This window comes from Rahnella sp. PD4, assembly GCF_049199325.1.
In the GTDB taxonomy this organism is placed as follows: domain Bacteria; phylum Pseudomonadota; class Gammaproteobacteria; order Enterobacterales; family Enterobacteriaceae; genus Rahnella; species Rahnella perminowiae.
This window is the reverse complement of sequence record NZ_JBLZQF010000004.1, coordinates 218790-243411: the sequence shown is the minus strand read 5'-3', so window position 1 is coordinate 243411 and position 24622 is coordinate 218790. Positions and strand designations below refer to the sequence as shown.

At 49.6% G+C, this 24622-nt stretch carries 18 protein-coding genes; all 18 read left to right on the top strand.

Annotated elements, in window-relative coordinates; genetic code table 11:
• Nucleotides 1-764: 764 nt before the first annotated feature.
• The 18 genes from tssB (at nt 765) to tssA (ending at nt 24613) form a co-directional block, all read left to right on the top strand.
• A complete protein-coding gene (gene tssB, locus ACOZIO_RS12910; RefSeq protein WP_129953529.1) occupies nt 765-1259 on the top strand; it encodes a type VI secretion system contractile sheath small subunit in 495 nt (164 codons plus the stop codon).
• Between the two features lie 31 nt (nt 1260-1290).
• Nucleotides 1291-2838 carry a type VI secretion system contractile sheath large subunit gene (gene tssC, locus ACOZIO_RS12905; protein ID WP_129953528.1) on the top strand — a complete coding sequence of 516 codons (1548 nt, stop codon included), beginning with the start codon at nt 1291-1293 and terminating at the stop codon, nt 2836-2838.
• Nucleotides 2839-2849: 11 nt separating this feature from the next.
• Entirely contained in the window at nt 2850-4187 is a 1338-nt protein-coding gene (gene tssK / locus ACOZIO_RS12900) for a type VI secretion system baseplate subunit TssK (protein ID WP_421595362.1), read from the top strand.
• Nucleotides 4184-4837, top strand: coding sequence for a type VI secretion system protein TssL, short form (gene tssL, locus ACOZIO_RS12895; RefSeq protein ID WP_217138919.1), 654 nt, complete (start codon nt 4184-4186; stop codon nt 4835-4837). The genes tssK and tssL overlap by 4 nt, the downstream gene beginning before the upstream one ends.
• Nucleotides 4838-4840: 3 nt before the next feature.
• Complete coding sequence (locus tag ACOZIO_RS12890; RefSeq protein WP_421595361.1) at nt 4841-6535, top strand: OmpA family protein; 1695 nt, start codon at nt 4841-4843, stop codon at nt 6533-6535.
• Nucleotides 6536-6566: 31 nt separating this feature from the next.
• The gene (hcp, locus tag ACOZIO_RS12885) at nt 6567-7058 is read left to right on the top strand and encodes a type VI secretion system effector Hcp (RefSeq protein ID WP_129953524.1); all 492 of its coding nucleotides are present in this window, start codon (nt 6567-6569) and stop codon (nt 7056-7058) included.
• Between the two features lie 161 nt (nt 7059-7219).
• On the top strand, nt 7220-9895 hold the full coding sequence (gene tssH, locus ACOZIO_RS12880; protein WP_421595360.1) for a type VI secretion system ATPase TssH: 2676 nt from the start codon (nt 7220-7222) through the stop codon (nt 9893-9895).
• Between the two features lie 23 nt (nt 9896-9918).
• Nucleotides 9919-10464: a type IV secretion protein Rhs gene (locus ACOZIO_RS12875; protein ID WP_421595359.1), complete on the top strand. Its 546-nt coding sequence runs from the start codon at nt 9919-9921 to the stop codon at nt 10462-10464.
• On the top strand, nt 10461-10802 hold the full coding sequence (locus ACOZIO_RS12870) for a putative T6SS immunity periplasmic lipoprotein (RefSeq protein WP_129953521.1): 342 nt from the start codon (nt 10461-10463) through the stop codon (nt 10800-10802). Before ACOZIO_RS12875 ends, ACOZIO_RS12870 begins: the two co-directional genes overlap by 4 nt.
• An 81-nt stretch (nt 10803-10883) precedes the next feature.
• Nucleotides 10884-13409: a DUF2345 domain-containing protein gene (locus tag ACOZIO_RS12865; protein WP_421595358.1), complete on the top strand. Its 2526-nt coding sequence runs from the start codon at nt 10884-10886 to the stop codon at nt 13407-13409.
• 12 nt (nt 13410-13421) lie between these two features.
• The gene (locus ACOZIO_RS12860; protein ID WP_421595357.1) at nt 13422-15563 is read left to right on the top strand and encodes a hypothetical protein; all 2142 of its coding nucleotides are present in this window, start codon (nt 13422-13424) and stop codon (nt 15561-15563) included.
• Between the two features lie 17 nt (nt 15564-15580).
• Nucleotides 15581-16561, top strand: coding sequence for a formylglycine-generating enzyme family protein (locus ACOZIO_RS12855; RefSeq protein WP_165383743.1), 981 nt, complete (start codon nt 15581-15583; stop codon nt 16559-16561).
• Nucleotides 16562-16586: 25 nt separating this feature from the next.
• Nucleotides 16587-17567, top strand: coding sequence for a formylglycine-generating enzyme family protein (locus tag ACOZIO_RS12850; RefSeq protein WP_217156531.1), 981 nt, complete (start codon nt 16587-16589; stop codon nt 17565-17567).
• A 25-nt stretch (nt 17568-17592) separates the two neighbouring features.
• Complete coding sequence (locus tag ACOZIO_RS12845; protein WP_421595356.1) at nt 17593-17976, top strand: hypothetical protein; 384 nt, start codon at nt 17593-17595, stop codon at nt 17974-17976.
• Nucleotides 17977-18178: 202 nt separating this feature from the next.
• Complete coding sequence (locus ACOZIO_RS12840) at nt 18179-18445, top strand: PAAR domain-containing protein (protein WP_129953516.1); 267 nt, start codon at nt 18179-18181, stop codon at nt 18443-18445.
• A 3-nt stretch (nt 18446-18448) separates the two neighbouring features.
• Nucleotides 18449-19612, top strand: a complete 1164-nt coding sequence (locus ACOZIO_RS12835) for a type VI secretion protein (protein ID WP_421595355.1) — start codon at nt 18449-18451, stop codon at nt 19610-19612.
• Complete coding sequence (locus tag ACOZIO_RS12830; protein WP_421595354.1) at nt 19596-23012, top strand: ImcF-related family protein; 3417 nt, start codon at nt 19596-19598, stop codon at nt 23010-23012. The genes ACOZIO_RS12835 and ACOZIO_RS12830 overlap by 17 nt, the downstream gene beginning before the upstream one ends.
• A complete protein-coding gene (tssA, locus tag ACOZIO_RS12825; protein ID WP_421595353.1) occupies nt 23012-24613 on the top strand; it encodes a type VI secretion system protein TssA in 1602 nt (533 codons plus the stop codon). The genes ACOZIO_RS12830 and tssA overlap by 1 nt, the downstream gene beginning before the upstream one ends.
• Nucleotides 24614-24622: the final 9 nt, after the last annotated feature.

Here is a 24622-nt window from a genome sequence, read left to right as displayed (position 1 = left end):
AATTATTGGCAAGATGATCGATCATAGTAGAAATTTCCGGACGTGCTTAAAAGGCTTTTCCTGCCGCCAAAACATCTCAAAATAATCAGCGGCTTTCTTAAAAATCATTTATTTCAGTTATTTTAAATAATATATAGCACTGATTAGAGGTGACGCACTCAATCCCTGTTACCATTCGTACAAGAGATTTTCAAATGGAAAATGAAGTATTTTCCACAAGAATTTTTATAAATAGCACCTCAAACATTATTTGAGCGAATATTTTTAGAGTTTTTATAACGTTATTCCTATAGATTAAATATGATGCTCATTTAAGCTTTGGCATTTTAGATAAATATTTTAAAAAATTAGCTTATTTATTTTTTTGTCACTTTTCTCAGCAACCCAAAAATTATATAAAATTTGACTTAGTGCAACCCTCACCCTGCAAGGGCTGCACGGTAATGCGGGGGAATTTTGTATATATAAAAAGGTATTAGCATCAATGTCACGCCTTGATAGCAGAAACATTCAGTTACACCATTTGCATGTCAATGCTGTGCATTATTTATCTAAAATATCGCCACAGGTATTTATCTGCGATTTAACTTTTTCATAAAAATTCAAAACACACTGCGAAATGTTTCTCATGGATATTTTGATCGCTTGTGGCCCTGATTTATTCCGATCTGTTTTCGGAAAAGGATGCAGTTTTGGCAGGGTTGCCAACATTATATTTTAAGAATCATTGGCAGCGTTTATCACTCTATAAGTAAGGGATAAGCATGTCTAATAGTTTCCAGAATGAAATTCCGAAAGCACGCGTTAACATAAAGCTGGATTTACACACGGGTGGCGCGCAGAAGAAAGTCGAATTACCGTTAAAATTAATGGTAATGGGTGATTACAGTAACGGAAAAGAGAACCGTCCGTTATCTGAGCGCGAAAAAGTTAACATTAATAAGAATAACTTTAACAGCGTATTGGCTGAATTCAGCCCCTCACTGAACCTGACCGTAGAAAATACGCTGGCAGATGACCACGGCGAAGAAAATATCTCTCTCAATTTCAACGAAATGAAAGATTTCGAACCGGAACAAGTGGCCCGCCAGATCCCCCAACTGCGCGCGATGCTGGCAATGCGTAATTTATTACGTGACCTCAAATCCAATCTGCTTGACAACGCCACCTTCCGAAAAGAGCTCGAAACCATTCTCAAAGATCCTGCGCTGAGCAACGAGCTGCGCAGTGAGCTGAATGCCCTGGCACCAAAGGCGTAATTGCCTCCACTTAATGGATTAATGCGAGATAATGCTTATGTCAGTCAATACTGAAAATTCTTCTTCCAGCCAGACAACCGTTCTGGATCGCCCTGAAGCGGGCACTGTATACGCTTCCCTGTTTGACAAAATTAACCTGACACCTGTGTCGTCACTGGGTGACCTGAACGATTTTCAGGACACGTCTGCACTGGCCGATGTTACCGCCGATCAGCGTGTCACAGCCGCTGTACAGGTATTTTTGGAACGCCTCAAGCTGTCCGGCCAGAATGTTGAACGCCTGGACAAAACCCTGCTCGACCATCACATCGCCGAACTCGACAGCCAGATCAGTCGTCAGTTAGACGTGGTCATGCATCATCCGGAATTCCAGCAGATTGAATCCGGCTGGCGTGGGCTGAAATTCCTGGTGGACCGTACCGATTTCCGCCAAAACGTCAAAATTGAACTGCTGGACGTTTCCAAAGACGACCTGCGTCAGGATTTCGAAGATTGCCCTGAAATCATTCAGAGCGGCCTGTATCGCCATGCCTACATTCAGGAATATGACACTCCGGGCGGCGAGCCTATCGGTTCTGTGATTTCCAATTACGAGTTTGACGCGTCAGCTCAAGATGTCGCATTGCTGCGTAATATTTCTAAAGTCTCTGCGGCGGCGCATATGCCGTTCGTGGGCGCAGTCGGCCCTAAATTCTTCCTGAAAGATTCCATGGAAGAAGTCGCCGCAATTAAAGATATCGGCAACTATTTTGACCGGGCGGAATACATCAAGTGGAAATCCTTCCGTGATTCCGATGATTCCCGCTATATCGGTCTGACCATGCCGCGCGTGCTGGGTCGCCTGCCTTATGGTCCGGATACCGTACCGGTACGCAGTTTCAACTATGTTGAAGAAGTGAAAGGCCCGGACCATGAGAAATATCTCTGGACCAACGCGGCATTCGCGTTTGCCGCCAATATGGTGAAAAGCTTCATTAAAAACGGCTGGTGTGTACAAATCCGTGGTCCACAGGCAGGCGGTGCAGTGACTGATCTGCCGATCCACCTGTACGATCTGGGCACCGGCAATCAGGTGAAAATTCCGTCTGAAGTAATGATCCCGGAAACACGCGAGTTTGAATTTGCTAATCTGGGCTTTATCCCGCTGTCCTACTATAAAAACCGCGATTATTCCTGCTTCTTCTCTGCCAATTCGGCACAAAAACCGGCGCTCTATGACACTGCGGATGCCACGGCAAACAGCCGCATCAATGCCCGTCTGCCGTATATCTTCCTGCTGTCCCGCATTGCGCACTATCTGAAACTGATTCAACGCGAAAATATCGGTACCACCAAAGACCGCCGTCTGCTGGAACTGGAGCTGAATACCTGGGTCCGCACACTGGTGACTGAAATGACCGATCCGGGCGACGATCTGCAGGCTTCTCACCCGCTGCGTGATGCCAAAGTGACCGTAGAAGATATCGAGGACAACCCGGGCTTCTTCCGCGTGAAACTCTACGCCGTACCGCACTTCCAGGTGGAAGGTATGGACGTGAACCTGTCATTGGTTTCTCAGATGCCAAAGGCTAAGGCATAAACGGAGAAACGATGAAAATTTATCGTCCGTTATGGAGTGACGGGGCCTTTCTGGCCCCGCAACAGTTCCAGCAACAAGCCCGCTGGGAAGCTTTTGTCGCCGATACTGTTGCGCATATGACACTGGCCCATCCCTGGGGTGTTATTGAAGCGACTTTCGACACTGGCTCGTTGGCGCTGTCTCGCCTGAATGCCCTTCGTCTGGCGGTTCGCTTTCCCGACGGCACGCTGGTGGATACTGAACTGGCTGATAATCTCCCCCCTGCGTGTGATTTGTCAGCAATTGCTGACCGTGATCAGGTAGAGGTGGTGCTGGCGTTACCGCTGCTTTCTGCCAACGGCGGCAATCTTGATGATGGTCAGGACAGTGAGCGGCCGCGTCGCTGGCAGCAGGAATGGGTGACGGTGCAAGAATTATCAGGGCATGAACGGACAGAACTGGCGATCCAGCGTCATGCGATCACGCTGCGTTTTGCGTATCAGGAAAACAGTGCATATCTGACCTGCCCTGTCGTACGTCTTGTACGTAATGCGCAGGGTCAGTGGATGCAGGATGCGAATTTCATCCCGCCGATGCTTTCGTTATCTTCCAGTCCGACAGTGTTGACCGAACTGGGTGATTTGATCCATCGCCTGCAGACCCGCCGTCGCCGTCTGATGGAAATGCGCCGTGAAAGCAATGAACGGATGGCTGACTTTGCAGTGGCTGATGTGTCCTTATTCTGGTTGCTGAATGCGTTTAACAGCGCGGAACCGGTTCTGATGGAGCTTTATCAGTCTCCGGACCGCCATCCCGAACTGTTCTATCGTGAACTGGTGCGACTGGCGGGCAGTCTGCTAACGTTTTCTCTCGAGCATAAAGCTGAAGATATTCCTATGTATCAGCATGATGTGCCGGAGAAAGTTTTCCCTCCGCTATTCAGCCTGCTGGATGCCTTGCTCGAAGCCAGCTTGCCATCCCGTATGGTCGCGATTGAGCTGACACATGAAGCTCAGTTCTGGACTGGTTCCTTGCACGATGCCCGTCTGCGAGACGGTGCAGATTTCTACCTTTCCGTACGCTCCTCCATTCCTAACCACCTGTTGCAAACCCAGTTCCCCCTGCTTTGTAAAGCAGGCAGCTTTGAGGATGTTTCTGACGTAGTCAATGTGGCGCTGAACGGAGTGGTAATGAAGGCGCTGTCTCACGTCCCGGCGGCTATCCCGCTGCGTCTAGAGAACCAGTATTTTGCCCTGGATCTGAACAGCCCGGCTGCACGGACCATGCTGGACTCGGGCAACTGTGCCTTTTATACCCCCGGCTCGCTGGGCGAAATCAAACTCGAACTGTTTGCGGTGCTGCGCTCATGAGCAAAAAAAATACGTCTTTCATTGATGAAGTATTTTATCCCTGCTGGCTAATGGTCAGCCAGTTGCGTAACGGGCAGGAAATTAATGACGGAGAGGCCCTCTATCGTCGTGCCTGTGAATGGATTGACACTGCGCACGAGACGCTGTCAGCTGCCGGTTTTAGCGAAACCAGCTGTGACCATATGCTGTATACCCAGTGTGCTTTACTTGATGAAAGTATTCTCAATCGTCAGAAAAAGGACAGCGGCCACACGAAGTGGATTAAAGACCCGTTGCAGGCACGTTATTTCAATACGTTCAATGCGGGGGAAGAGTTTTGGGAACGCATCCGTAAGGTACTCCAGGAACCAGCACCGGATATCGCGGTGCTAACCTGTTTTTACCGGGCGCTGATGCTCGGCTTCGCTGGCCGTTATCGGGACCAAGGAGATGAGCGCAGGGAAGACGTTGTGCGCAAACTGAGTCAGTTAGTACCGCCTTTTGCCTCGGCACAAGAAACGCCGATCGTTTCGCGTTCACTACGCCTTCGTTCAGGGCGCAAAACCTACTGGTTCTCATGGGTCGCGGGCATCGTGATACTGATTGCACTCTGGTTTGTATTAAACACACAGCTGACGCACATGGTTTCTAAACTGACAGGGAACCACTGACGGATGCGCGGATTAACACAGTTAATATTGCTGCCTTTAGCTGCCTGTTTGTCCCTGTGGCTCATTCTGGGTTTTTGGCCGCTTGGCATCGTCAGCCGTATTGCACTAAGCATGCTTGTGTCGATCATCAGCCTCACCATGGGTTATTTTCAGTGGCGCGGGTACAACCGCGATGAAATTGCTCAAGTAAAAATCGCAGATGCCATTCTCCCGCCTGAAGGTTTTCAAGGCGCTGTAGTGCTGGTTTGTGGCGACAGTATGCCGCTGTTCTCCGTATCCATCCCTTTCCGTGAAACGCGTCAGGGGTGGTATCTGCCGGTCGCATTGCCGGAAGATCTGCCGTTACTGGCGAAACATCTGGCAGCGGAGCGTCCGGCGCTTATTGCTCAGGTTTCTGTGTTGCTTGCCATTTTGCCTGAACAACATCAGGAAAAGGATGATTTAACACAGAGGCTACATGTCTGGCACCGGGCTATTGTGCAATGTAAAAGCTGGCTGGCAGGAGTTCCTCCCGTTTGGGTCAGCACATGGCTCTCGCCTCCCTCGGCATCCGCCACTGAAACTGAACGCTGGTTCACCATCACGCCTGACTTTAAAGATGTTCAGGTCCAGGAAGCCGGCGCCGGTGTTATATCACTTGTGGAATGGAGCCAGCGATCAGATGCACGAAACAGCCAGGAAAAGTTAAGCGCTGTCTTCTGGATGGAGAGCCTGTTGCCGTGGCTTGAAACTCACGTAGGCAACATCCTCACTCAGCGACAAGGCGATGTCCCTGCCCTGATCCCCTGCGTCTGGGGAGCTTGTTTTACCCTCGTCACCGGTAGCCCGGACAATCTGTGGCAGGGTAATATAGGTGGCATTACCACACTCACACCTCACGTTCACGAGGTGAAGGAATGTCTGCCATTGCCGGAAGTGTTATTGCCTTATCTGCCACGCCGTCATGGCGTCTCTCGTCTTATGCAGGTCTGGCAGTTAGCAGGTTTGCTGTGTGGTGTTTTCCTCCTGTTTGCGCTTCTCGCATCGTTTGTTAATAACCAGCGTCTGGTACAAAGCGTGGGCGATCACCTTGCCCTGTATAACCGCCTCAGTGGCACTCCTCCATCACCTAAAACAGTTGCACAGCAGCAACTCCGTGCTGACGCCAGTTTGCTGGATGAATGGATACGCAGCGGAGCGCCGATGCGCATGTCAGTGGGTTTATATCAGGGTATGCGGCTGATTGCGCCGCTTGAAGCCGCGATTAATAGCTGGTCACCACCTCCGCCACTACCGCAAGTACTTACGCAAATTGTGCAGGGACCGAAAACTATCCTGTTAGATTCCCTGTCGCTATTTGACGTGGGTAAATCTGAGCTCAAAACGGGTTCCACCAAAGTGTTGATCAACGCGCTGGTTGGAATCAAAGCTAAGCCGGGTTGGCTGATCGTGGTAGCGGGTCATACCGATATTACGGGGGATGAAAAATCCAACCAACTCCTCTCGTACCGGCGTGCAGAGTCAGTACGCAACTGGATGCGAGAGACCGGCGACATTCTGGAAAGTTGTTTTGCCGTACAGGGCTACGGTGCAACCCGCCCGATTGCAACAAACGACACCCCGGAAGGCCGTGCGGCTAATCGCCGTGTCGAAATCAGTCTGGTGCCACAGGCAGATGCCTGTCAGGCAACAGCAACCCCACATTCATCAAATGATTGATGAATGCTTAACCTTGAAAGGAGAACTACCCATGGCAATTCCTGTTTATCTGTGGCTGAAAGATGATGGCGGTGCGGACATTAAAGGTTCCGTAGACGTAAGAGATCGCGAAGGCAGCATCGAAGTCGTTGCACAGGATCACAACCTGTATATCCCGACCGATAACAACACCGGCAAACTGACAGGTACCCGTATTCACACCCCGTTCCTGTTTACCAAAGAAATCGATTCCTCCAGCCCCTACCTGTACAAAGCCGTGACCACCGGTCAGACCCTGAAATCTGCTGAGTTCAAATGGTATCGCATCAACGACGCAGGGCAGGAAGTTGAGTATTTCAACACCAAACTGGAAAACGTCAAGCTGGTGAAAGTCGCGCCAAAAATGCACGACATAAAAGATCCGGCTAAAGAGAAACACAACCACCTCGAAGCTATTGAGCTGCGTTACGAAAAAATCACCTGGACCTACAAAGACGGCAACATCATTCATTCCGATTCGTGGAACGAACGTACTACCGCGTAAGACCCTACAGCAGACGGCTCACCGTCTGCTGTTTTTGTTTGCTGAACCGCTGCCTGAGGATGAAGCAAACAAAAACAGAAACGGACATCGACCTTATGGGCCTGGGTTTCCTGCAACGGAAATGGCTAAGGGCGGTAGCGTACCCAAAAAAGGAACTCAGCATGGAACATCAGTCAGCCGTATTACTTCGCCGCTTAAACCCATATTGTGCCAAAGCGCTGGAGGGTGCCGCAACGCTCTGCCAGACCCGAGCCCACAGCGAAATCACTGTCGAGCACTGGCTGCTCAAATTGCTGGAACTGGGCGAAGGTGACATTACCGTACTGGCCCGCCGCTACGAGTGGGATATGGACGCCTTGTGGCAAAGCCTGCTGGCACATCTCGATGCGCTGCCACGCTCTGTACATTCCCGCCCGCAACTTTCTCCGGATCTGCAAATGCTGATGAAAGCGGGCTGGCTGGCTGCATCACTACAAGATGACAATGAGAACATCCGCAGTGTACATCTGCTGGAGGCACTGATGGCGCAGCCGCGCCTGCTGCGTTGTGAAGGATTATGGCCGCTGTTCAGCCTGAGCGAAGAACATATCCGTCGCCTGAAACCGGTGCTGGATACTTTGTCCGAAGAGCGCCCGGCGCTACAGCAGCAGGAAAGCCTGAACCGTACGCCGTCATCGCTCTCCGATCATGCTGCTATTTCGCAACATGATGCGGGTATGCGTGGTCAGTCATTAAGCGAAGCGCTGCAGGCCGCACTGGATAAATTTACGCTGGATGTCACCGCAAAAGCCAAAGCCGGTCAGATTGACCCGGTATTTGGTCGCGACAATGAAATTCGTCAGATGGTGGATATTCTGTCCCGCCGCCGTAAAAACAATCCGATTCTGGTCGGCGAACCGGGCGTAGGGAAAACCGCACTGGTCGAAGGCCTGGCCCTACGCATTGCGGAAGGCAATGTGCCGGAGAGCCTCAAAACCGTCTGTCTGCGTACGCTGGATTTGGGTCTGTTGCAGGCGGGAGCCGGTGTGAAAGGCGAGTTTGAGCAGCGCCTGAAAAACGTCATCAATGCCGTGCAACAGTCGCCGTCGCCGGTACTGTTGTTTATCGATGAAGCGCACACCATTATCGGAGCAGGTAATCAGGCCGGTGGTGCGGATGCCGCTAATCTGCTTAAACCTGCCCTCGCCCGCGGCGAACTGCGTACCATTGCCGCTACCACATGGTCTGAATATAAGCAGTATTTTGAGCGTGATGCGGCTCTTGAGCGCCGCTTCCAGATAGTCAAAGTCGATGAACCGGATGACGAGATGGCATGCCTGATGCTGCGCGGTCTGAAATCCCGTTACGCCCAACATCATGGTGTCCATATTACTGACGACGCGGTGAAAGCCGCCGTCAGTCTATCCCGCCGCTACATCACCGGCCGCCAGTTACCCGACAAAGCCGTCGATCTGCTCGACACCGCCTCCGCCCGGGTGCGCATGAGCCTGGATACCCTGCCGGAAGACCTGACCCGCCTGAAGGCACAGATCACCGCGCTGGAAATGGAAGAACAGGCATTGCTGGAAGACATCGTACTGGGCAGTAAAACCCACGGTGAACGTCTGGAACAAATTGAACAACAGACCGACAGCTTAGACGAACAACTTAATATACTGACCGCTCAGTACCACGCGGAAAAGGACCTCACACAGCAACTGCTGGAGACCCGTCAGGACATCAGCCGTCAGGAAGAAATTGCCAGCCTGCAAAAGCAACTCACTGATTTACAGTGCAACATCCCGCTGCTATCGCCGGATGTTGATGTGCGTACCGTTGCGACAGTGATTGCAGACTGGACCGGCGTACCGCTGACCAGCCTGCTGAAAGACGAACAAACCGATTTGCTGCAGCTGGAAAAAAATCTCAATAAGCGCGTCGTAGGCCAGGATCATGCGCTGGCCGGCATGGCACAACGTCTGCGTGCCGCCAAAACCGGCCTGACGTCTGAGGACGGCCCGCTGGGCGTATTCCTGCTGGTCGGCCCGAGCGGCGTAGGTAAAACAGAAACAGCTCTCTCGCTTGCCGACTGCCTGTTCGGCGGCGAAAAATCGCTGATCACCATCAACCTCAGTGAATATCAGGAAGCACATACCGTTTCCCAGCTAAAAGGCTCACCTCCGGGCTACGTCGGTTACGGGCAGGGTGGCATTTTGACGGAAGCCGTACGCAAACGTCCTTACAGCGTCGTCCTGCTCGATGAAGTGGAAAAAGCGCACCGTGACGTCATCAATCTGTTCTATCAGGTGTTCGACCGTGGTTTTATGCGCGACGGTGAAGGACGCGAAATCGACTTCCGTAACACCGTGATCCTGATGACCGCCAACCTCGGCAGCGACCACCTGATGCAACTCCTGGATGAACAGCCGGAAGCGACCGACAGCGATTTGCAGGAATTGCTGCGCCCGATCCTGCGCGATCATTTCCAGCCCGCGCTGCTCGCCCGCTTCCAGACGCTGATTTATAAACCGCTGAACGCTGCGGCCATGCGCACTATCGTCGAGATGAAACTGGCGCAAGTCGCCAGACGTCTGAGCAAATATTACGGCCTGCGCTGTACCATCGAAGAAAGCCTGTACGACACGCTGGTCGGTGCCTGCCTGCTGCCTGATACCGGTGCGCGCAACATCGACAGCCTGCTTAATCAGCAGGTCCTGCCGGTGCTCAGCCAGCAATTACTGCAACGCATAGCCGGGCAACAGTGCATCACCGCGCTGGCACTGGGCTGGGATGAGGAAGACGGGATTACGCTGGAATTTGACGACCAGGAAACGCTTTCACTCCAATACGTATTATGATTTTCACTTTAAAGGAAACGTATATGTCAGGCGGAGAAGGACAGCTCAGGAGAATGACTCCGGGGGAAGTCAGATTAGCGCAAACGCTTTACGGCGAACAGATCAACGACTCAACAGTCTGGATCCATTGCGGCAGCTACCTTCCGTTCGGTTTACAGGCGAAGAATTTCGCCATGACGCCAAACGGAGAGGTTTATTTGCGGGAAGGCTATTATTACGCTGACTTTTCATCAGACAGAATAAGCATAGACAGCAGGCATGTTTTTTTACATGAACTCTGCCACGTCTGGCAGTATCAGCATGGCATGCTGGTTAAACTTCGCGGACTATTCAGTTGGGCTGCAAATTATCATTATGATTTAACTAAAAACCGTCTGTCTGACTATTCCATGGAACAACAAGCCTCTATTGTCTCAGATTATTATGTGTTGCGGGATATGGGATATAGCACCTGGCAAGGACTGTGGGGCAATAACTTTATTAATAAAGACAGTTATTATGCTGATGTCGATCTTATACGCATGTATGAGAGCATTCTGGGTTCATTTCCGTCACCGGAGGCACTATGAAGATAACAATATTAATGCTTGTTTTTCTGCTCACCGGATGCCTGGGTGACAGGATCCCTTGGGATATCGCTGAAGTAGAACAGTCTGACGGACAAGTGTGCGTATATTCCTCGGAGACAGGTGAAAACGCGGTCTTCGAACGGATGAAAATACAAAAAACAGGGGAATCGAATGAGTTTATTGTCAATTTCACTGAAAAAATATATGCCAGAAATAGCTGCTTACCTTTAATGGGCTATGCATTTATCGCTAATAATGAATATAACGTGAGCTTTTCAGTCATTGACACCCAAAACGGAAGTAGAGAAGTGTTTGCGGCTACGTTTATAGCTAAATAGTTCCTGCCAATTTACTCATTCAAAGGACACATATTACCGGAGCATGATTTGCTGACTCAGGGTAATGCAGAAGGATGCAAAATGAATATTATCGATACATTAACCGATACAGCTAATTCGCTCTCCGGAAGCCTGAATCGTTACCGACTCGATGTTCAGAGCTGTGATGTGTATCTCGACGTGGAGTCTTTTACGGGACAGGAAGAAATAAGTTACGGGTATCGTTACAAAATCGATTTCACCTGCGCCAATAAAGATATTGATGCGAAAACGATGTTAAGGCGTAGCACAACGCTGACGATGCAAACCGCAGGGGCTTTGGTTCCAGGTATGACGATGCCGCACGTGCAAAAAGTCGTACATGGCGTGGTGACTCATTTCACCCGTCTGACAGGCTCAGCGGATGAAGCCCATTACCAGATTACCGTTGAACCCTTCTTCGCACTTTTAGGTAATCAGAAGCGCTCACATCGATTCTTTCTCCAAAAATCCATCCCTGAGGTTGTTGAACAGATTCTGCGCGAACACAACTTCAAAGGATGGGAGTTTCAGTTCAATTTAAAGCTGAGCTATCCGAAGCGTGAACAAATTAACCAATTTGATGAAAGTGATCGGGCGTTTATCGAGCGTTTATTGGCCGAAGTAGGGATTTTCTATACCTTCACGCTTCAGGAAGACACACAAACCGAGATAGTGGTATTTGGCGATAAACAAAGTTGCTACCAGTTTGGTAAGACATTGCCATTGGGTAATCCGGCCGGGATGAATGATAACGGCGTCGAAGCGGTATGGGGTCTGGCACTGCGCCATCAGGTTGTCGAGGCGTCGGTACTGGCTAAAGATTATAACCATCGGGAAGCCCAGCTTTCACTGGTTTCCGCACGGGCAGATATGAGCCGGGGTGACGGTGATGGCATCACTTATGGGGATGTCTACCAGTACCAGCCCCGCCATTTAGTTCGCGGTGACGCAATGACACCCGCACCGGAAAGCGGCAACTTTTGGGCACGTCTTGAGCATGAGCGTTTTTTAGCAGCACAAACCCAACTGAGTGGAAGTAGCACGGATGCGACGTTGGTCCTGCTACAAGTGCTCACTGTCCAGGAAAGCACTCTGCCACCTACCCTTCCGGCAGTCTGGCAATCGCCCGTCGTCATCACTGGTTTACGTTTTGCCGGAAGCAGGGCGACTTCATTATCGGTGAACTTTACCGCTGCCCCCTACAGCGAAACCCTGTGCTGGCGCCCTGCTCTTAAACCGCGTCCTAAAGTCAGCGGTACGATGATGGCACGCGTCACCAGCGCAAAAGCCAACGACATCTATGCCTGGCAGGATGCTGCGGGGTTATATCGCGTCAAATTCGATGCTGATCAGGATGAAAAGGCGCAGGGTCAGGAAAGCATGCCCGTCCGCCTCGCTAAACCTTATGGCGGTGATATGTATGGTATTCACTTCCCGCTGATCCAGGGCACTGAAGTGGCGATCGCGTTCCACGACGGTGACCCTGATCGCCCGTATATCGCGCACGCGCTTCATGATTCACGTCATACCGATCACGTCACCGAGAAAAACAACACCCGCAACGTCATCCGCACGCCTGCAAATAACAAACTGCGCATGGAAGATAAGCGCGGCGAAGAACACATCAAACTCAGCACCGAATATGGGGGTAAAACCCAGCTGAACCTTGGGCATAATGTGGATGCTAAACGCGGACAGCGCGGTGAAGGGTTTGAGCTGAGAACGGATAAATGGGGAGCGATACGCGGCGGGAAAGGGATTTTTATCACGGCGGATCAGGCCGGTGTCAGTACTCAGATGCTGGACATGGACGCTGCCATTGCTCAACTTGAAAATGCCCTTTCGCTGGCGAAAAGTATGTCAGCTGCAGCTGAGATTGCTACTGCTACCCCCTCAGACACCGATTCACAAGAGATGCTGACCAGCTCGCTCAGCAACCTGGTTCAGCCCGGTATTTTACTCAATGCTCCGCAAGGCATCAGCGTAAGCAGCCCGAAAGCGGTGCGACTGGCATCGGGAGATGCCAGCGTGGGCATCATTTCGCAGCAAAATACCGATATCAGCGCGATGAAGAACTTCACTGTCTCTGCGGGTGAAAATCTCAGCCTGTTTGCCGCTAAACAGGGCATGAAAATGTTTGCGGCTAAAGGGAAAGTGGAAATACAGGCGCAGGACGACAACCTTGAAGCACTGGCGAAAAAAGATGTTCAGCTGACCAGTGCGGAAGGGAAAGTTACTGTTACAGCCTCTTCTGAACTCGTACTGACCTGCGCCGGTGCGTATATCAAAATCAGCGGCGGTAATATTGAACTGGGTGCTCCAGGGAATATCCTGCTCAAAGCTGCAAATGTACAAAAATTAGGGGCCGCAAGTTTACACTCACAACTAGTTGAGTTTCCCAAAGGTTTCAATGAGTTTTTTGTTATTAGAGATCAAAACACCGGTAAACCCCGTCCGAACTATCTGTATAAATTAATCACCGCCGAAGGCGAAGAGATACACGGCAGAACGGATGCTGAAGGGAAGACAACAACGGTATACGGCGCAACACCTGGCAGTATCAGGCTCTACACGGAAGATGAATAACAGGGAGTTAACATGACGGATTCAAGCAAACCCGTTGCCGAAGCTCAGACCAAAGCACTGGGAACGGGCACAGACGCGCATATCAAGTCCAAAGATAAAGGTGTCGTCTATTTCGAGCTTTCAACCGGATACTATTATGTCGTGGACGGTGAAACAGCCACTTCCATTGAAGATGAAAACAACCGCCTGCAAGGACTCGTTGAGAAACAAATCAGTGCAGCAAAAGCCTTTGCCGATATTCAGGGACAATGCCTGGCTTCGCCAAAAGACCCGGCGCTTAGTTCGAAATACAGTCAGCTTGAACAGACTCTGTTTGATGCCAATAAAAATCTGAAACGTGGCCTGAACTTCCTCGAACCCATGCAGGCTGCTGACGATACTGAAGATAAACCTCACTCACTAAGTGAAATTGGCAATAACACTGAAAAATTAATCGAGGTGCTGCCAATACGCAAATCTGGTGGTAAAGGAAAAGTTATTTATGTTCGCCCGAGCCTGAACAGTAAAAGATGGGAACCTTACATTCCGGAACAGGCAGAAAGCGGAAAAGGCAGCTTTATCAAAGATGGGAAAATTGATAAGGAAGAACTGCATAATCAGCTTAAAGACGTCAGCGTTAAAATTAAAAAAGACTGGGATATCGTCGATCCTGCCGACCACACAGGTTCATTATTCGCCTGGTCGGATAAATGGAACAAAGCGGCTAAATTTCAACTGCATGATGAGAAAGATCAGTCAGGATCAGATCATTTCGATGCTTCCGCCGGTGCTCAGCTTTTACGGTATACCGCCGGTGTCGGCGCTAATCTGGAATTCGACCCTGTCAATATGGAGGCACAGGCCAAAGTCAGTGGCAGTGCCGAATTCGCCATCTGGGAAGCGAAAGCAAATTTTAAAGTGATGTTCCCCCACCGTTTAGGCTGGTTACCTTCAGTGCCGAAGCGTGGCGGAGGTGATTGTCTACTGGGATATTTTCGACTGGATCTGGAAGTGGTAGCTACCAGCAGTGTGGGGGCGTCCTTAACTGCGGAACTAGGCATCACAATAAATAAAAAACCTGATGGAGACAAAACGGCTGGTATAAGAGGCAGCGGTTCAGACTACCAACCCACTCCGCCACCTGGCGAAAGAAAAATCAGTTTAACCAAAGTTAATGAAAACTCAGAAGTCAGAGGCGGTATTCGTGCTTTTGCCGGCATCGAAGCAAAAGGCGAGGTTTCAGGTGCTGTTATGTGGAAAGAGCCTGAAAAGATGTCCTCGACAAAAGAAGAGGATTATAAAGCGATTGCTAAGATCAGTGAAAGCGTATCGTACCTTAATGGTGCAGGTTTTGAAGCGACGTTCGAAATTAAGTTATCAGATGGAAAACTTTATATCGCCTGCCATGCTGGATTATGTTGGGGTGTAGGTGCAAGCGGTGGCATTGATTTTGAAGTAGATGGCGAAATGCTTTTTGATTTTTTAAAATATGTTTATTATTTATTACGAGATGCTGATTATCAGAAATTGGCAGTCGTAATTAAAAAAGATGCATTTGACTATTTAGCTAAAATAAATTTATTAACCCTGATCAATAATAGCGAAAATGTTAAAAAACTATATAAATCCGCTTCAGACATTGATGCTGCCATTAATAATTATTTAGAGACAAAAGACGAAAGGATTGCTTTTATTGAAAAAATATCGTCTGACAAAAATCTATGCAAATATTCAACTCCTGAAGTAAAAGGCAATATGCTTGCAATGTTAACGGAAGAAGACTTTGTAGATGCCCTACAAGATATGTGGAATGAAAACAATGCTAAGTTTAAACAGGGAGTCATCAATATATTTCGCTGGATTCAATCAAAATCAGAATACGAAAATGTCATTCAGCATTGTTCACTGGTACTAGCTGAAAAAAAATACCCAGACTGGAAAAAAAAGCAAACTCGCCTGGCAAGTCGTATGTATTTTGGCGATAGATCAAAAGTAGAGTTTGGTACTATAACCTTGATAAGCGATGGTTTCGGAGAATCGTTTGAATCAATCTATCAGAGACTTAGCACCACGCCAATGGCAGGTTATGAAATAATGGCAAATGATACATACGATTATAAATTGGCAGTAAATATGATTTGTAGACTTTACTATAAAAATGAAGCTTTAACATAGAAATGGAGATTTTAGAAATGCGAAACTTTAAACCACCAATACTTGCAGCCTTAATTTTGAGCTTAATAGGATGTGATAGGAGTGATGAATTTATTACGAAAACATTACAAAACATGGTATTTGTCCAGGGCGGAACCTTTGAAATGGGAGATGTATGCCTTAAAAAATACGGGCAAAGATGTGTTATTCATAACGATAATGCCAGCTTACCAGTTCATGACGTGACGCTAGATGGATTTTATATGGCGAAGTATAAAGTCACGTATAGGGATTATGATTTTTATACAAGTGCCAACAAGATACCAAAACTGAAAATCTCAGAAGGTTTTCTTAAGCGTTATCCTAATTTGAGAAATGCGGACTATCCAGCGACTGCAAATTGGCAGCTAAGTAGTGATTATTGCCAATGGCTAGCCAATAAAACAAACCTTCCGTTTAGCCTTCCTACAGAAGCACAATGGGAGTATGCGGCACGCAATCGCGGACAAGATATAATATATGGAACCGTAGACGGACACCTTATTCAAGGTAAAACAGTTCCTGGCTATGAACAGAGAAAACAATATGCTGGTTTTGCAGCTGGTTTGTACCCAGTAGGACAATTTTCAGCGACTCCATTAGGGCTATATGATATGGCAGGCAATGGGCAAGAGTGGATGCTGGATTGGTATAGCAAGACTTACTATCAAAATAGCTCTGCACAAAATCCCGTTGGTCCTGTTAGTGGCAATGAAAAATCACTGAGGGGCTTTCCTGCAGGTGATAGTGTTGATGATGACGCAACACCAACCGCGACAACGATGTTTAGAACTGGCAAAGATCCATTATTAAAAGATTTACCACCCGACTTATGGGATAAATTTAATGGCGATATTGAAAAGGCAACTGAGGCAGACACCGAAACTGATCCTTATAAGATTGCTGAACGCGGATTCGTTCCGAAAATCACTTTCCGTTGCGTAATTAATGTCCAATCCTTACCAGAAAAATATCGCTAACAATTAATGCGAAGGAATGCGTCTTATGCCCTACAGAAAAATAATCATCATCCCCCTGATTTTATTTCATATTGCTGGTTGTGAACAGAAAAAACAATTCCTTAAAGAGACCATGAAAAATATGGTTTATGTCAAAGGCGGCACTTTCGAAATGGGTGATTTTTGCGTCAAAGAATATGGAACACACTGTGCTCTTTCCAATAATAATGCAAGTCTGCCAGTCCACTCGGTAACACTTGATAGTTTTTACATGGCTAAGTATAAGGTCACTTACAGTGAATATGATCATTTTACAAATGACCAATCACTCCCTAAGCTAAAGATTGATCAAACATGGTTAAAAAAATACCCTTCGTTACGAGGTGATGATTACCCAGCTACCGCTAACTGGCAGTTGAGTATGGACTATTGTCAGTGGTTAGCAAAAAAAACTAGCCTACCATTTAACTTACCAACAGAAGCTCAATGGGAATACGCTGCTCGGAATCGCGGTCAAGATACTCAGTATGGCACTAACGATGGGCATTTTAGAGTTGGTATTAATGTTCCCTCATATGAACAAGAAAAAGGATACTCAGGTTATTATGCCGGCTTATACCCAGTAGGGAAATTTCCAGCGTCGCCCTTAGGAATATTTGATATGGCAGGAAATGGACAAGAATGGATGTTTGACTGGTTCAGCGATACATTTTATCAACATAGTCCCGCGCATAATCCTACTGGCCCACAATTAGGTATTGAAAAAGTATTGAGGGGAATGCCGCTAGGAGATAGCCGTAAAGATGATGCAACACCGACGGCAACAACTATGTTCAGAACGGGAAAAGAACCGTTGTTAAGAATTTTTCCAGTAGATGTCCTTATAAAATATAATGGGGATATTCGTAAAGCGTCTGAATCGGAACCAAAAATAGATCCTTACAAAGTAGCCGAGCAAGGATTTTTCCCTAACATTACCTTCCGCTGCGTAATTAACGCCCAATCCTTACCAGAAAAGTATCGCTAACAATTAATGCGAAGGAATGCGCCTTATGTCCTACAGAAAAATAATAATAATCCCTCTGAGTTTATTTCTTATTGCTGGTTGTGAACAGAAAGAACAATTCCTTAAAGAAACCATAAAAAATATGGTTTATGTCATAGGCGGCACTTTCGAAATGGGTGATTTCTGCTTAGAAAAGTATGGTGAACGCTGTGCTATACCTAAAAACAATGCAAGCCTCCCAACACATTCCGTTACTTTAGATAGTTATTACATGGGTAGGTATAACATTACTTATTCAGTACTTATTTTAAGCAGCTGCACCAGAGCAACGGATAAAACACTGTCTCCACCCTCTGATAGTCAATGGGTAGAAAAGGAAATCAAAAACCCTTTCCACTTGAGGTCTGATATATTTCTCATAAATGTATGAATGAGAGGTAGGATTTATGGATACCATATTGATTAACACCGCCATGGATATTTTACGAAAAAACAAACTCCAATAACATTAAACAGAATTACGTAATTTCTCCCGACAAAAAAATTAAGACAAAATTTAAAATTCGCATATTTAAATTACCTTTAACGTTATTTCATCAATATTACTTAAACCTCAAATAAAAGGAATTCTCATGCCAAAAGGTTTCGTATTACTCGGCGATAAAACCACACACGGTGGCTCTGTTATTTCAGCCTCTTCAACCATGATTGTAAACGGAAAACCTGTCGCCTTAATAGGTGACAAAGTCAGTTGCCCTGTTCCCTTTCACGGTGTTAACCCTATTGTAGAAGGTTCACCCGAATGGTCCTCAGACGGTAAAGCCATTGTGGTGGATGGCTGTAAATGCCTTTGCGGTTGTCAGGTCATCTCCAGTGCTCCGGATTGCGCAATAGGATAAGTCATGGGCTGGGAACGTCAAAAACCCTTTACGACTGAACAACCCTCACCTCCTTCTTCCGGCGGCTGGTTAATCAGTGGTGTGCTGGCGGTGATTGCCAGTGTGTTGCTATTCGTTTTACATGCTTCCGGATCACTAAGCGTGCTGAAACCGATCAATATCTGGTTATTCGCGCTGATTCCCGTCGTGCTCTGGATACTGACTTTCAGTACCTGTGGTTATCTTTATGGCCGCGAAATGGAGCGTTTCCAGTTCTTCCAGCGTGAGGCTGAACACGCTCAGCAACAATGGACCGCGTGGGCAGAACGCTATATCGCAGTATCCGCAAGTTGCGTGATGCTACCGGACAGTATTTCAGCAGCACTGTTACAACAAAATCTGAGAGATTTACCGCAGCAACAGGGGTTGGTTCGCCACATTGATTATTTGAAAGATAACAAGTCGGTAATTAATACGTTGCTGGAAGGTATTCAGAGTGCCCTGCAGATACTCCCCCCTGAGTTAGCACTTCAGGTCACGGTATTAACCGATGAACCCGAATCAGGCAGGCAGAAATTATTCGCCCTGTTTGATGAGTGCTGGCAGACCCGTGCGCCTGAAAACCTTCGTCCTGCATCGCTGAACATCATCGATCAGCTTTCATTCCGGTCACTTGATGAAAGACTCGGGCAACCGGAATCTACGGTGCAGTTGATTTTGGTGATGCAGATGCACGGGGATACACGTTATTCCGACGGTCTGGCCGCATTGTTGTTCACCAGTGATGATGTCGCGCAAAAATATGCTCTGCCACACATCGTCCGTGTACTGCGTCCTATGCCGCTGCATGTGGATAATCTCAACGAAGAGCTGACATTGCTTCTTACAACACAAACGCAGGCTTGCCAGACTACTAGCGTCCTGGGTGATCACCAAAAATGGACCGCGTCCTCCGCCGCAGTTATCACCATCGGAAATGCAGTTGGCACCCGATGGCAGGCAGAAAATATTCTGACAGTCGAAACATATTGCGGCATTCAGGGACCTTACTCTCCCTGGTTTACCCTCGCGCTGGGGGCTGATTTTGTTCATATCGGACAACAATCTTGGTTAGCGTTATCCACAACAGGAGCAGAAAATTTTGTTTACACCATCGCAACAGGGAGTGGGGATGAGCGTATTAAGTAGGCTCTGGCGTTTTGGGGGCCTGACGGTTCTGCTGCTGGCTGTATTCAGCCTCATTGGATGGGCTGTCTGGCATCACGGGGAACGACTCGGTCTCGATACTACCGGCAAAAAAGCCGCAGCCTTCCTGATGATCTGCTTGCTAGGAGCAGTGCTGCGTTTTGGCCCTGCGCTGCTGCGACTGGTGCAACAACTCATGCACCGCGAAGAAGAAAAAAAGCAGAACGTCCTGCCGGGAAGTGAAGAACGTCTGCTGCAAACACCGCCGCGCCACGTCACGGTAACCGAAATCCGCGAAGCCCTGCGCCAGACTTACGGCCGCTTCTGGTCACACAAAGTCCGTATTTTGCTGCTTACCGGCAGCGCTGCCGATGTTGAGCGTCTGACTCCCGGCCTGACATCGCAATACTGGCAGGAAGACAGCGGCACCGTGTTGTTGTGGGGTGGCGATCTGGCCGCGCAGGCCGACAGCGCATGGCTTGTTGCACTGCGCCATTTGCGCCGCCGCCCGCTGGATGGCCTGGTTTGGGTGACATCTGCACTGGCGCAGCATACGGAGAATGGTCAGTTGCAGACGCAAACACCTCTCTCTGCCGACATGATGGATAGCGCCGCGAAAGCGTTTTCAGTTCGCTTTGATCTGCTGGGATGGCGACTGCCGTTGTACGTGTGGTCACTGCATTCAGCGGGAAATCAAAATAAAGCCCGTATCACGCAACCTGTGGGCTGCCTGCTGCCTGCCGCCTGCAAACCGGATGAACTGAGAAAACAACTTACCGCGCTGGTGCCGACGTTGATCGAACAAGGCATGCAGCAAATCGGCGTCAGCAGGCAGAATCTGTTTTTGTTGCAGCTTGCTGATCAACTCGCACATAAACCGGACTTTATTGCTGAACCTGTGGCCGCGTTGCTCAACCCTTACCGCCCTTCTCCCCTTGCAGGCATCATGTTCAGCCCGGCATCTGTCAATGCACAGCGCACGGTAAAACATCACTGGGGCAAGGATAACCGTTGGGATGTTTTGCTCGGCTCACTGTCGTCATTACCCGCAGGGCTGGCGGTCAAAAAGCTCGGGTTCGCGTGGGGTAAAACGTGCGGCATGATTGCAGCAGGTGTGATGGTGTTATGGGGCGCGGGAATGGTGATGTCCTTTATCGTTAACCGCCAGACGATTAATACCAGCGAAGCGCAGGTGAAACAGGCTGCGGATGTGAAGCAGGCGCTACCACCGCGACTCAAAGCCCAGCGCGAACTGCAAAACACGCTCGACAGGCTTCAATACCGCCAGCAGCATGCACCCTGGTTTAGCCGGTTCGGACTGAATCAGAATGATCCTCTGCTGGCTGCACTTTGGCCACAGTATGCCGCCAGTGCGATGCCTCTGTTACGTGACGCCGCCGCTCAGTACCTTGAAGACAAGCTCACCACATTCACCGGTCTTCCACCGGATGATCTGCGCCGGGATGCATTGGTGAAGCCCGCTTACGACCAGTTAAAGCTCTACCTGATGCTGTCACGCCCTGAAAAAATGGATGCGGCATGGTTCAGCAAAACGCTATTAAGCGACTGGCCGCAACGCAAAGGAGCACCGGAAGGTGTATGGCAGGGAGAAGGTCCTCTCCTTCTGGATTTTTATGGCCGTAACCTTTCCCGTCATCCGGAATGGCAACTTTCTGCAGATGAAAATCTTATCGGTCAGGTTCGTACCTTACTGGTTCGCATGATGGGTGCCCGTAACAGTGAATCCTCGCTTTATCAGAAAATGCTTCTACAGGTCGCTCACCAGTATGCAGATATGACGCTGGCTGATATGGCTGGCGATACGGATGCTGAAAAGATATTGACCACGGATGCCGTGGTGCCGGGCATGTTCACCCGTAAAGCCTGGGAGGAGTCCGTCAAACCGGCGATTGATAAAGTGGTCAATGGACGACGTGAAGAAATGGACTGGGTGCTGAGTGACAACAAAACCGCCGTGTTGCAGCAGGATTCACCTGAAGCACTTCAGGCACGCCTGAAAGAACGCTATTTCGCAGACTTCTCTGCAAGCTGGCTGGATTTCTTGAACAGTCTGCACTGGCAACAGGCACAAACACTGTCAGATGCTATCGATCAGTTGACCCTGATGGCGGACGTGCGTCAGTCGCCACTGGTGGCGCTGATGAATACCCTTAACATACAAGGCAAAACCGGTCAAAGCGGCGAAGCTTTATCTGACTCGCTGGTGAAATCTGCAAAAAATCTCTTAAACCGTGATGAACAACCGGCCATAGATCAGCAGGCCGGTGCACAAGGTCCGCTGAATGCAACGTTTGGTCCGATACTGACATTGATGGACAAGAAAGCCAGTGGGCAAGGCAATGCCAGTCTCAGTCTGCAAACCTTCCTGACGCGGGTTACGCAGGTGCGTCTTAAACTTCAGCAAGTTGTGAATGCCGCCGATCCGCAGGCAATGACGCAAACACTGGCACAGACAGTATTTCAGGGCAAAGCGGTTGATCTGACAGAAACCCGCGATTACGGCAGTCTGGTGGCCGCGAGTCTGGGTCAGGAATGGAGCGGATTCGGACAGACAATATTTGTCCGGCCGATGGAGCAGGCATGGCAGCAAGTTCTGACCCCGGCGGCAGAAAGTCTGAACGCGCAATGGCAGACAGCCATCGTCAATGACTGGAACAGCGCATTCGGTGGTCGTTATCCGTTAAAAAATACCAGCAGCGAAGTGTCACTGCCGCTGATGGCCCGCTATCTCAACAGCGACAGCGGTCGCATCGCCCGCTTCATGCAAACCCGTCTGAACGGCGTCCTGCACAAAGAAGGCAGCCACTGGGTGCCGGACAGTATCAATGCACAAGGACTGACCTTCAGTCCTGTCTTCCTGAAAGCTCTGGATACCCTGAGCTACCTGTCTGACGTGGTTTTCACCAACGGCGAAGCGGGTGTGCATTTTGAACTGCGTCCGGGGACAGCCAAAGATGTCATGCAGACAGATCTGGTGATCGACAGTCAGAAACTCAGCTATTACAACCAGCTTCCGACGTGGAAACGCTTCACCTGGCCGAATGATACCGAAGCGCCCGGCGCAAGCCTGAGCTGGATAAGCACACAGGCAGGCACACGTCAGTTCGCCGATCTGCCGGGTGCCTGGGGGTTGATACGTCTGCTCGATAAAGCCGCCGTTGCGCCGTATCAGGGCGTGAGCAGCAGCTTTAACATTACCTGGAAAGCACCGGATGGCAGACGGCTGAATTACACCCTGCGCACGGAGGCGGGTGAAGGTCCGCTGGCGTTGCTGAGATTGCGAAACTTCACTCTCCCCGCGCAGATTTTCCAGGTTAAGGCGGCACGGGTTGCCTCTGTAGAAAAACCTTTTGATCCCGACGCTGTCGCTGAGGAGCCGTAATGTCCACATTAATTACCCTACAGAATGCATGTTCTGCTGAAACTTCGTCTCTGTTAGCACAGGCACAACAGCAAGCCTTGCTTTGGGATAACTGGCTCCATCCGGTAACCGCAGAAGCGCCAACTGGCGAAGACCCGGGTTATGACGATAGCTTCCAGCAGATGCGTGAAGAGGTAAACAAACTTTCCGGCGCGGATACTTCTCTGACCTGCGAACTGGCGGAAAATCTGCTCATCACGCACTGCAAGGACGTCCGCGTTGCCACCTATTACATCTGGGCGCGCTTGCATCGCGACGGTGAAGCCGGGCTGGCCGATGGCCTTTCCCTGCTGGCCGGGTTGATCTCACGCTTTGGTGAAACCCTGCATCCGTTGCGGCCAGCCAGCAGGAAAGCCTCGATGGAATGGCTGTCGGGTTCACGCATGCTCGACAGTCTCTCGCTGTTCCCGGAAGTGGATAAGGCTGATTTTTCCCGCATCGTGGGCGCACTGGCTTTAATTGAGCAAGGATTAAGTACGTGGGAGCAATCCTCCCGACCGCAGTTTGGGGCACTCTATGCCGCGCTGGAAAACCGCCTTGCACAGTCCGGCGGTTTTGACGCTGTCATTCCGCAAAACAGCAGAACTACAAGCATTCAGCATTCAGCTGCAACCGGAGAATCCCCGGTACTGAAGCCGGTCACCTCCGGGCGTGAACTCTTAGAACAGGCCAGATTGCTGGCGCAATACCTGCGTGATCAGCCATCCGGCTGGCTCTCAGGTCATCATCTGATTAAAAGCATCCGCCTGGATACAGTGCATGAACTGCCTCCCCTTGCCGCTGATGGCCGGACCCGTCTGGCGCCTCCGAAACCGGAACACCGCGCGTTGCTCAAGCGACTTTATCTGCAGCAAAGCTGGCTGGAGTTGCTGGAGCAGACAGACAGCCTGTTCGCTCAGGGCGTGAATCATCTCTGGCTGGATTTGCAATGGTATCTCCATCAGGCGCTGATCAAAGCGGGCGCACCCTATGAAGCCTGGGCTGACATCATTAAGCAGGATTTAAACGGAATGCTCACCCGCTTACCCGGTCTCGAAGGGCTGGCATTTGATGATGGCACCCCGTTCGCCGATGAAGTCACACTGAATTGGATCAATCAACAGGTTATGACATCTCAGGAAAGCTGGGGTAACGAACCCTCTGCATCGGCGTCCACAGCAGGCAATGACGATATTCTGCAACTTGAACCGGAAGCGCTGGCACAGGCTGACAGTAGCGGCGTAGAAGCCGCCCTGAACTGGCTGCAAAACCGCCCCGGTGCCCGCACGCCCCGCCATCAATGGTTGGTACGTCTGCTGATGGCCCGCGTTGCCGAGCAATACGGCAAAAATGACATGGCACTGCATCTGCTGGGGGAACTGGACAGCAATGGCTCCACGCTCACCCTCACGCAATGGGAACCTGAACTGCTGTTTGAAGTGAAAGCCAGACGCCTGAAACTCCTGCGCATGAAATCCGGGCGCGCAGACACCGACAAATCGCGGCTGCATGGTGAAATGGAGAATCTGCTGGTGGGGTTAATTGCTATTGATCCTGCACGTGCTGCGGTGTTGTGTGGCTAATAAATATAA

Bases quoted from the DNA above. Each gene is read 5' to 3' on its own strand.
- ACOZIO_RS12890 (WP_421595361.1), top strand. From the start codon at position 4,841: ATGCGCGGATTAACACAGTTAATATTGCTGCCTTTAGCTGCCTGTTTG.
- ACOZIO_RS12835 (WP_421595355.1), top strand. From the start codon at position 18,449: ATGGGCTGGGAACGTCAAAAACCCTTTACGACTGAACAACCCTCACCT.
- ACOZIO_RS12865 (WP_421595358.1), top strand. From the start codon at position 10,884: ATGAATATTATCGATACATTAACCGATACAGCTAATTCGCTCTCCGGA.
- tssA (WP_421595353.1), top strand. From the start codon at position 23,012: ATGTCCACATTAATTACCCTACAGAATGCATGTTCTGCTGAAACTTCG.
- tssK (WP_421595362.1), top strand. From the start codon at position 2,850: ATGAAAATTTATCGTCCGTTATGGAGTGACGGGGCCTTTCTGGCCCCG.
- ACOZIO_RS12855 (WP_165383743.1), top strand. From the start codon at position 15,581: ATGCGAAACTTTAAACCACCAATACTTGCAGCCTTAATTTTGAGCTTA.
- tssB (WP_129953529.1), top strand. From the start codon at position 765: ATGTCTAATAGTTTCCAGAATGAAATTCCGAAAGCACGCGTTAACATA.
- ACOZIO_RS12860 (WP_421595357.1), top strand. From the start codon at position 13,422: ATGACGGATTCAAGCAAACCCGTTGCCGAAGCTCAGACCAAAGCACTG.
- tssH (WP_421595360.1), top strand. From the start codon at position 7,220: ATGGAACATCAGTCAGCCGTATTACTTCGCCGCTTAAACCCATATTGT.
- hcp (WP_129953524.1), top strand. From the start codon at position 6,567: ATGGCAATTCCTGTTTATCTGTGGCTGAAAGATGATGGCGGTGCGGAC.
- tssL (WP_217138919.1), top strand. From the start codon at position 4,184: ATGAGCAAAAAAAATACGTCTTTCATTGATGAAGTATTTTATCCCTGC.
- ACOZIO_RS12850 (WP_217156531.1), top strand. From the start codon at position 16,587: ATGCCCTACAGAAAAATAATCATCATCCCCCTGATTTTATTTCATATT.
- ACOZIO_RS12845 (WP_421595356.1), top strand. From the start codon at position 17,593: ATGTCCTACAGAAAAATAATAATAATCCCTCTGAGTTTATTTCTTATT.
- ACOZIO_RS12840 (WP_129953516.1), top strand. From the start codon at position 18,179: ATGCCAAAAGGTTTCGTATTACTCGGCGATAAAACCACACACGGTGGC.
- ACOZIO_RS12875 (WP_421595359.1), top strand. From the start codon at position 9,919: ATGTCAGGCGGAGAAGGACAGCTCAGGAGAATGACTCCGGGGGAAGTC.
- tssC (WP_129953528.1), top strand. From the start codon at position 1,291: ATGCTTATGTCAGTCAATACTGAAAATTCTTCTTCCAGCCAGACAACC.
- ACOZIO_RS12830 (WP_421595354.1), top strand. From the start codon at position 19,596: ATGAGCGTATTAAGTAGGCTCTGGCGTTTTGGGGGCCTGACGGTTCTG.
- ACOZIO_RS12870 (WP_129953521.1), top strand. From the start codon at position 10,461: ATGAAGATAACAATATTAATGCTTGTTTTTCTGCTCACCGGATGCCTG.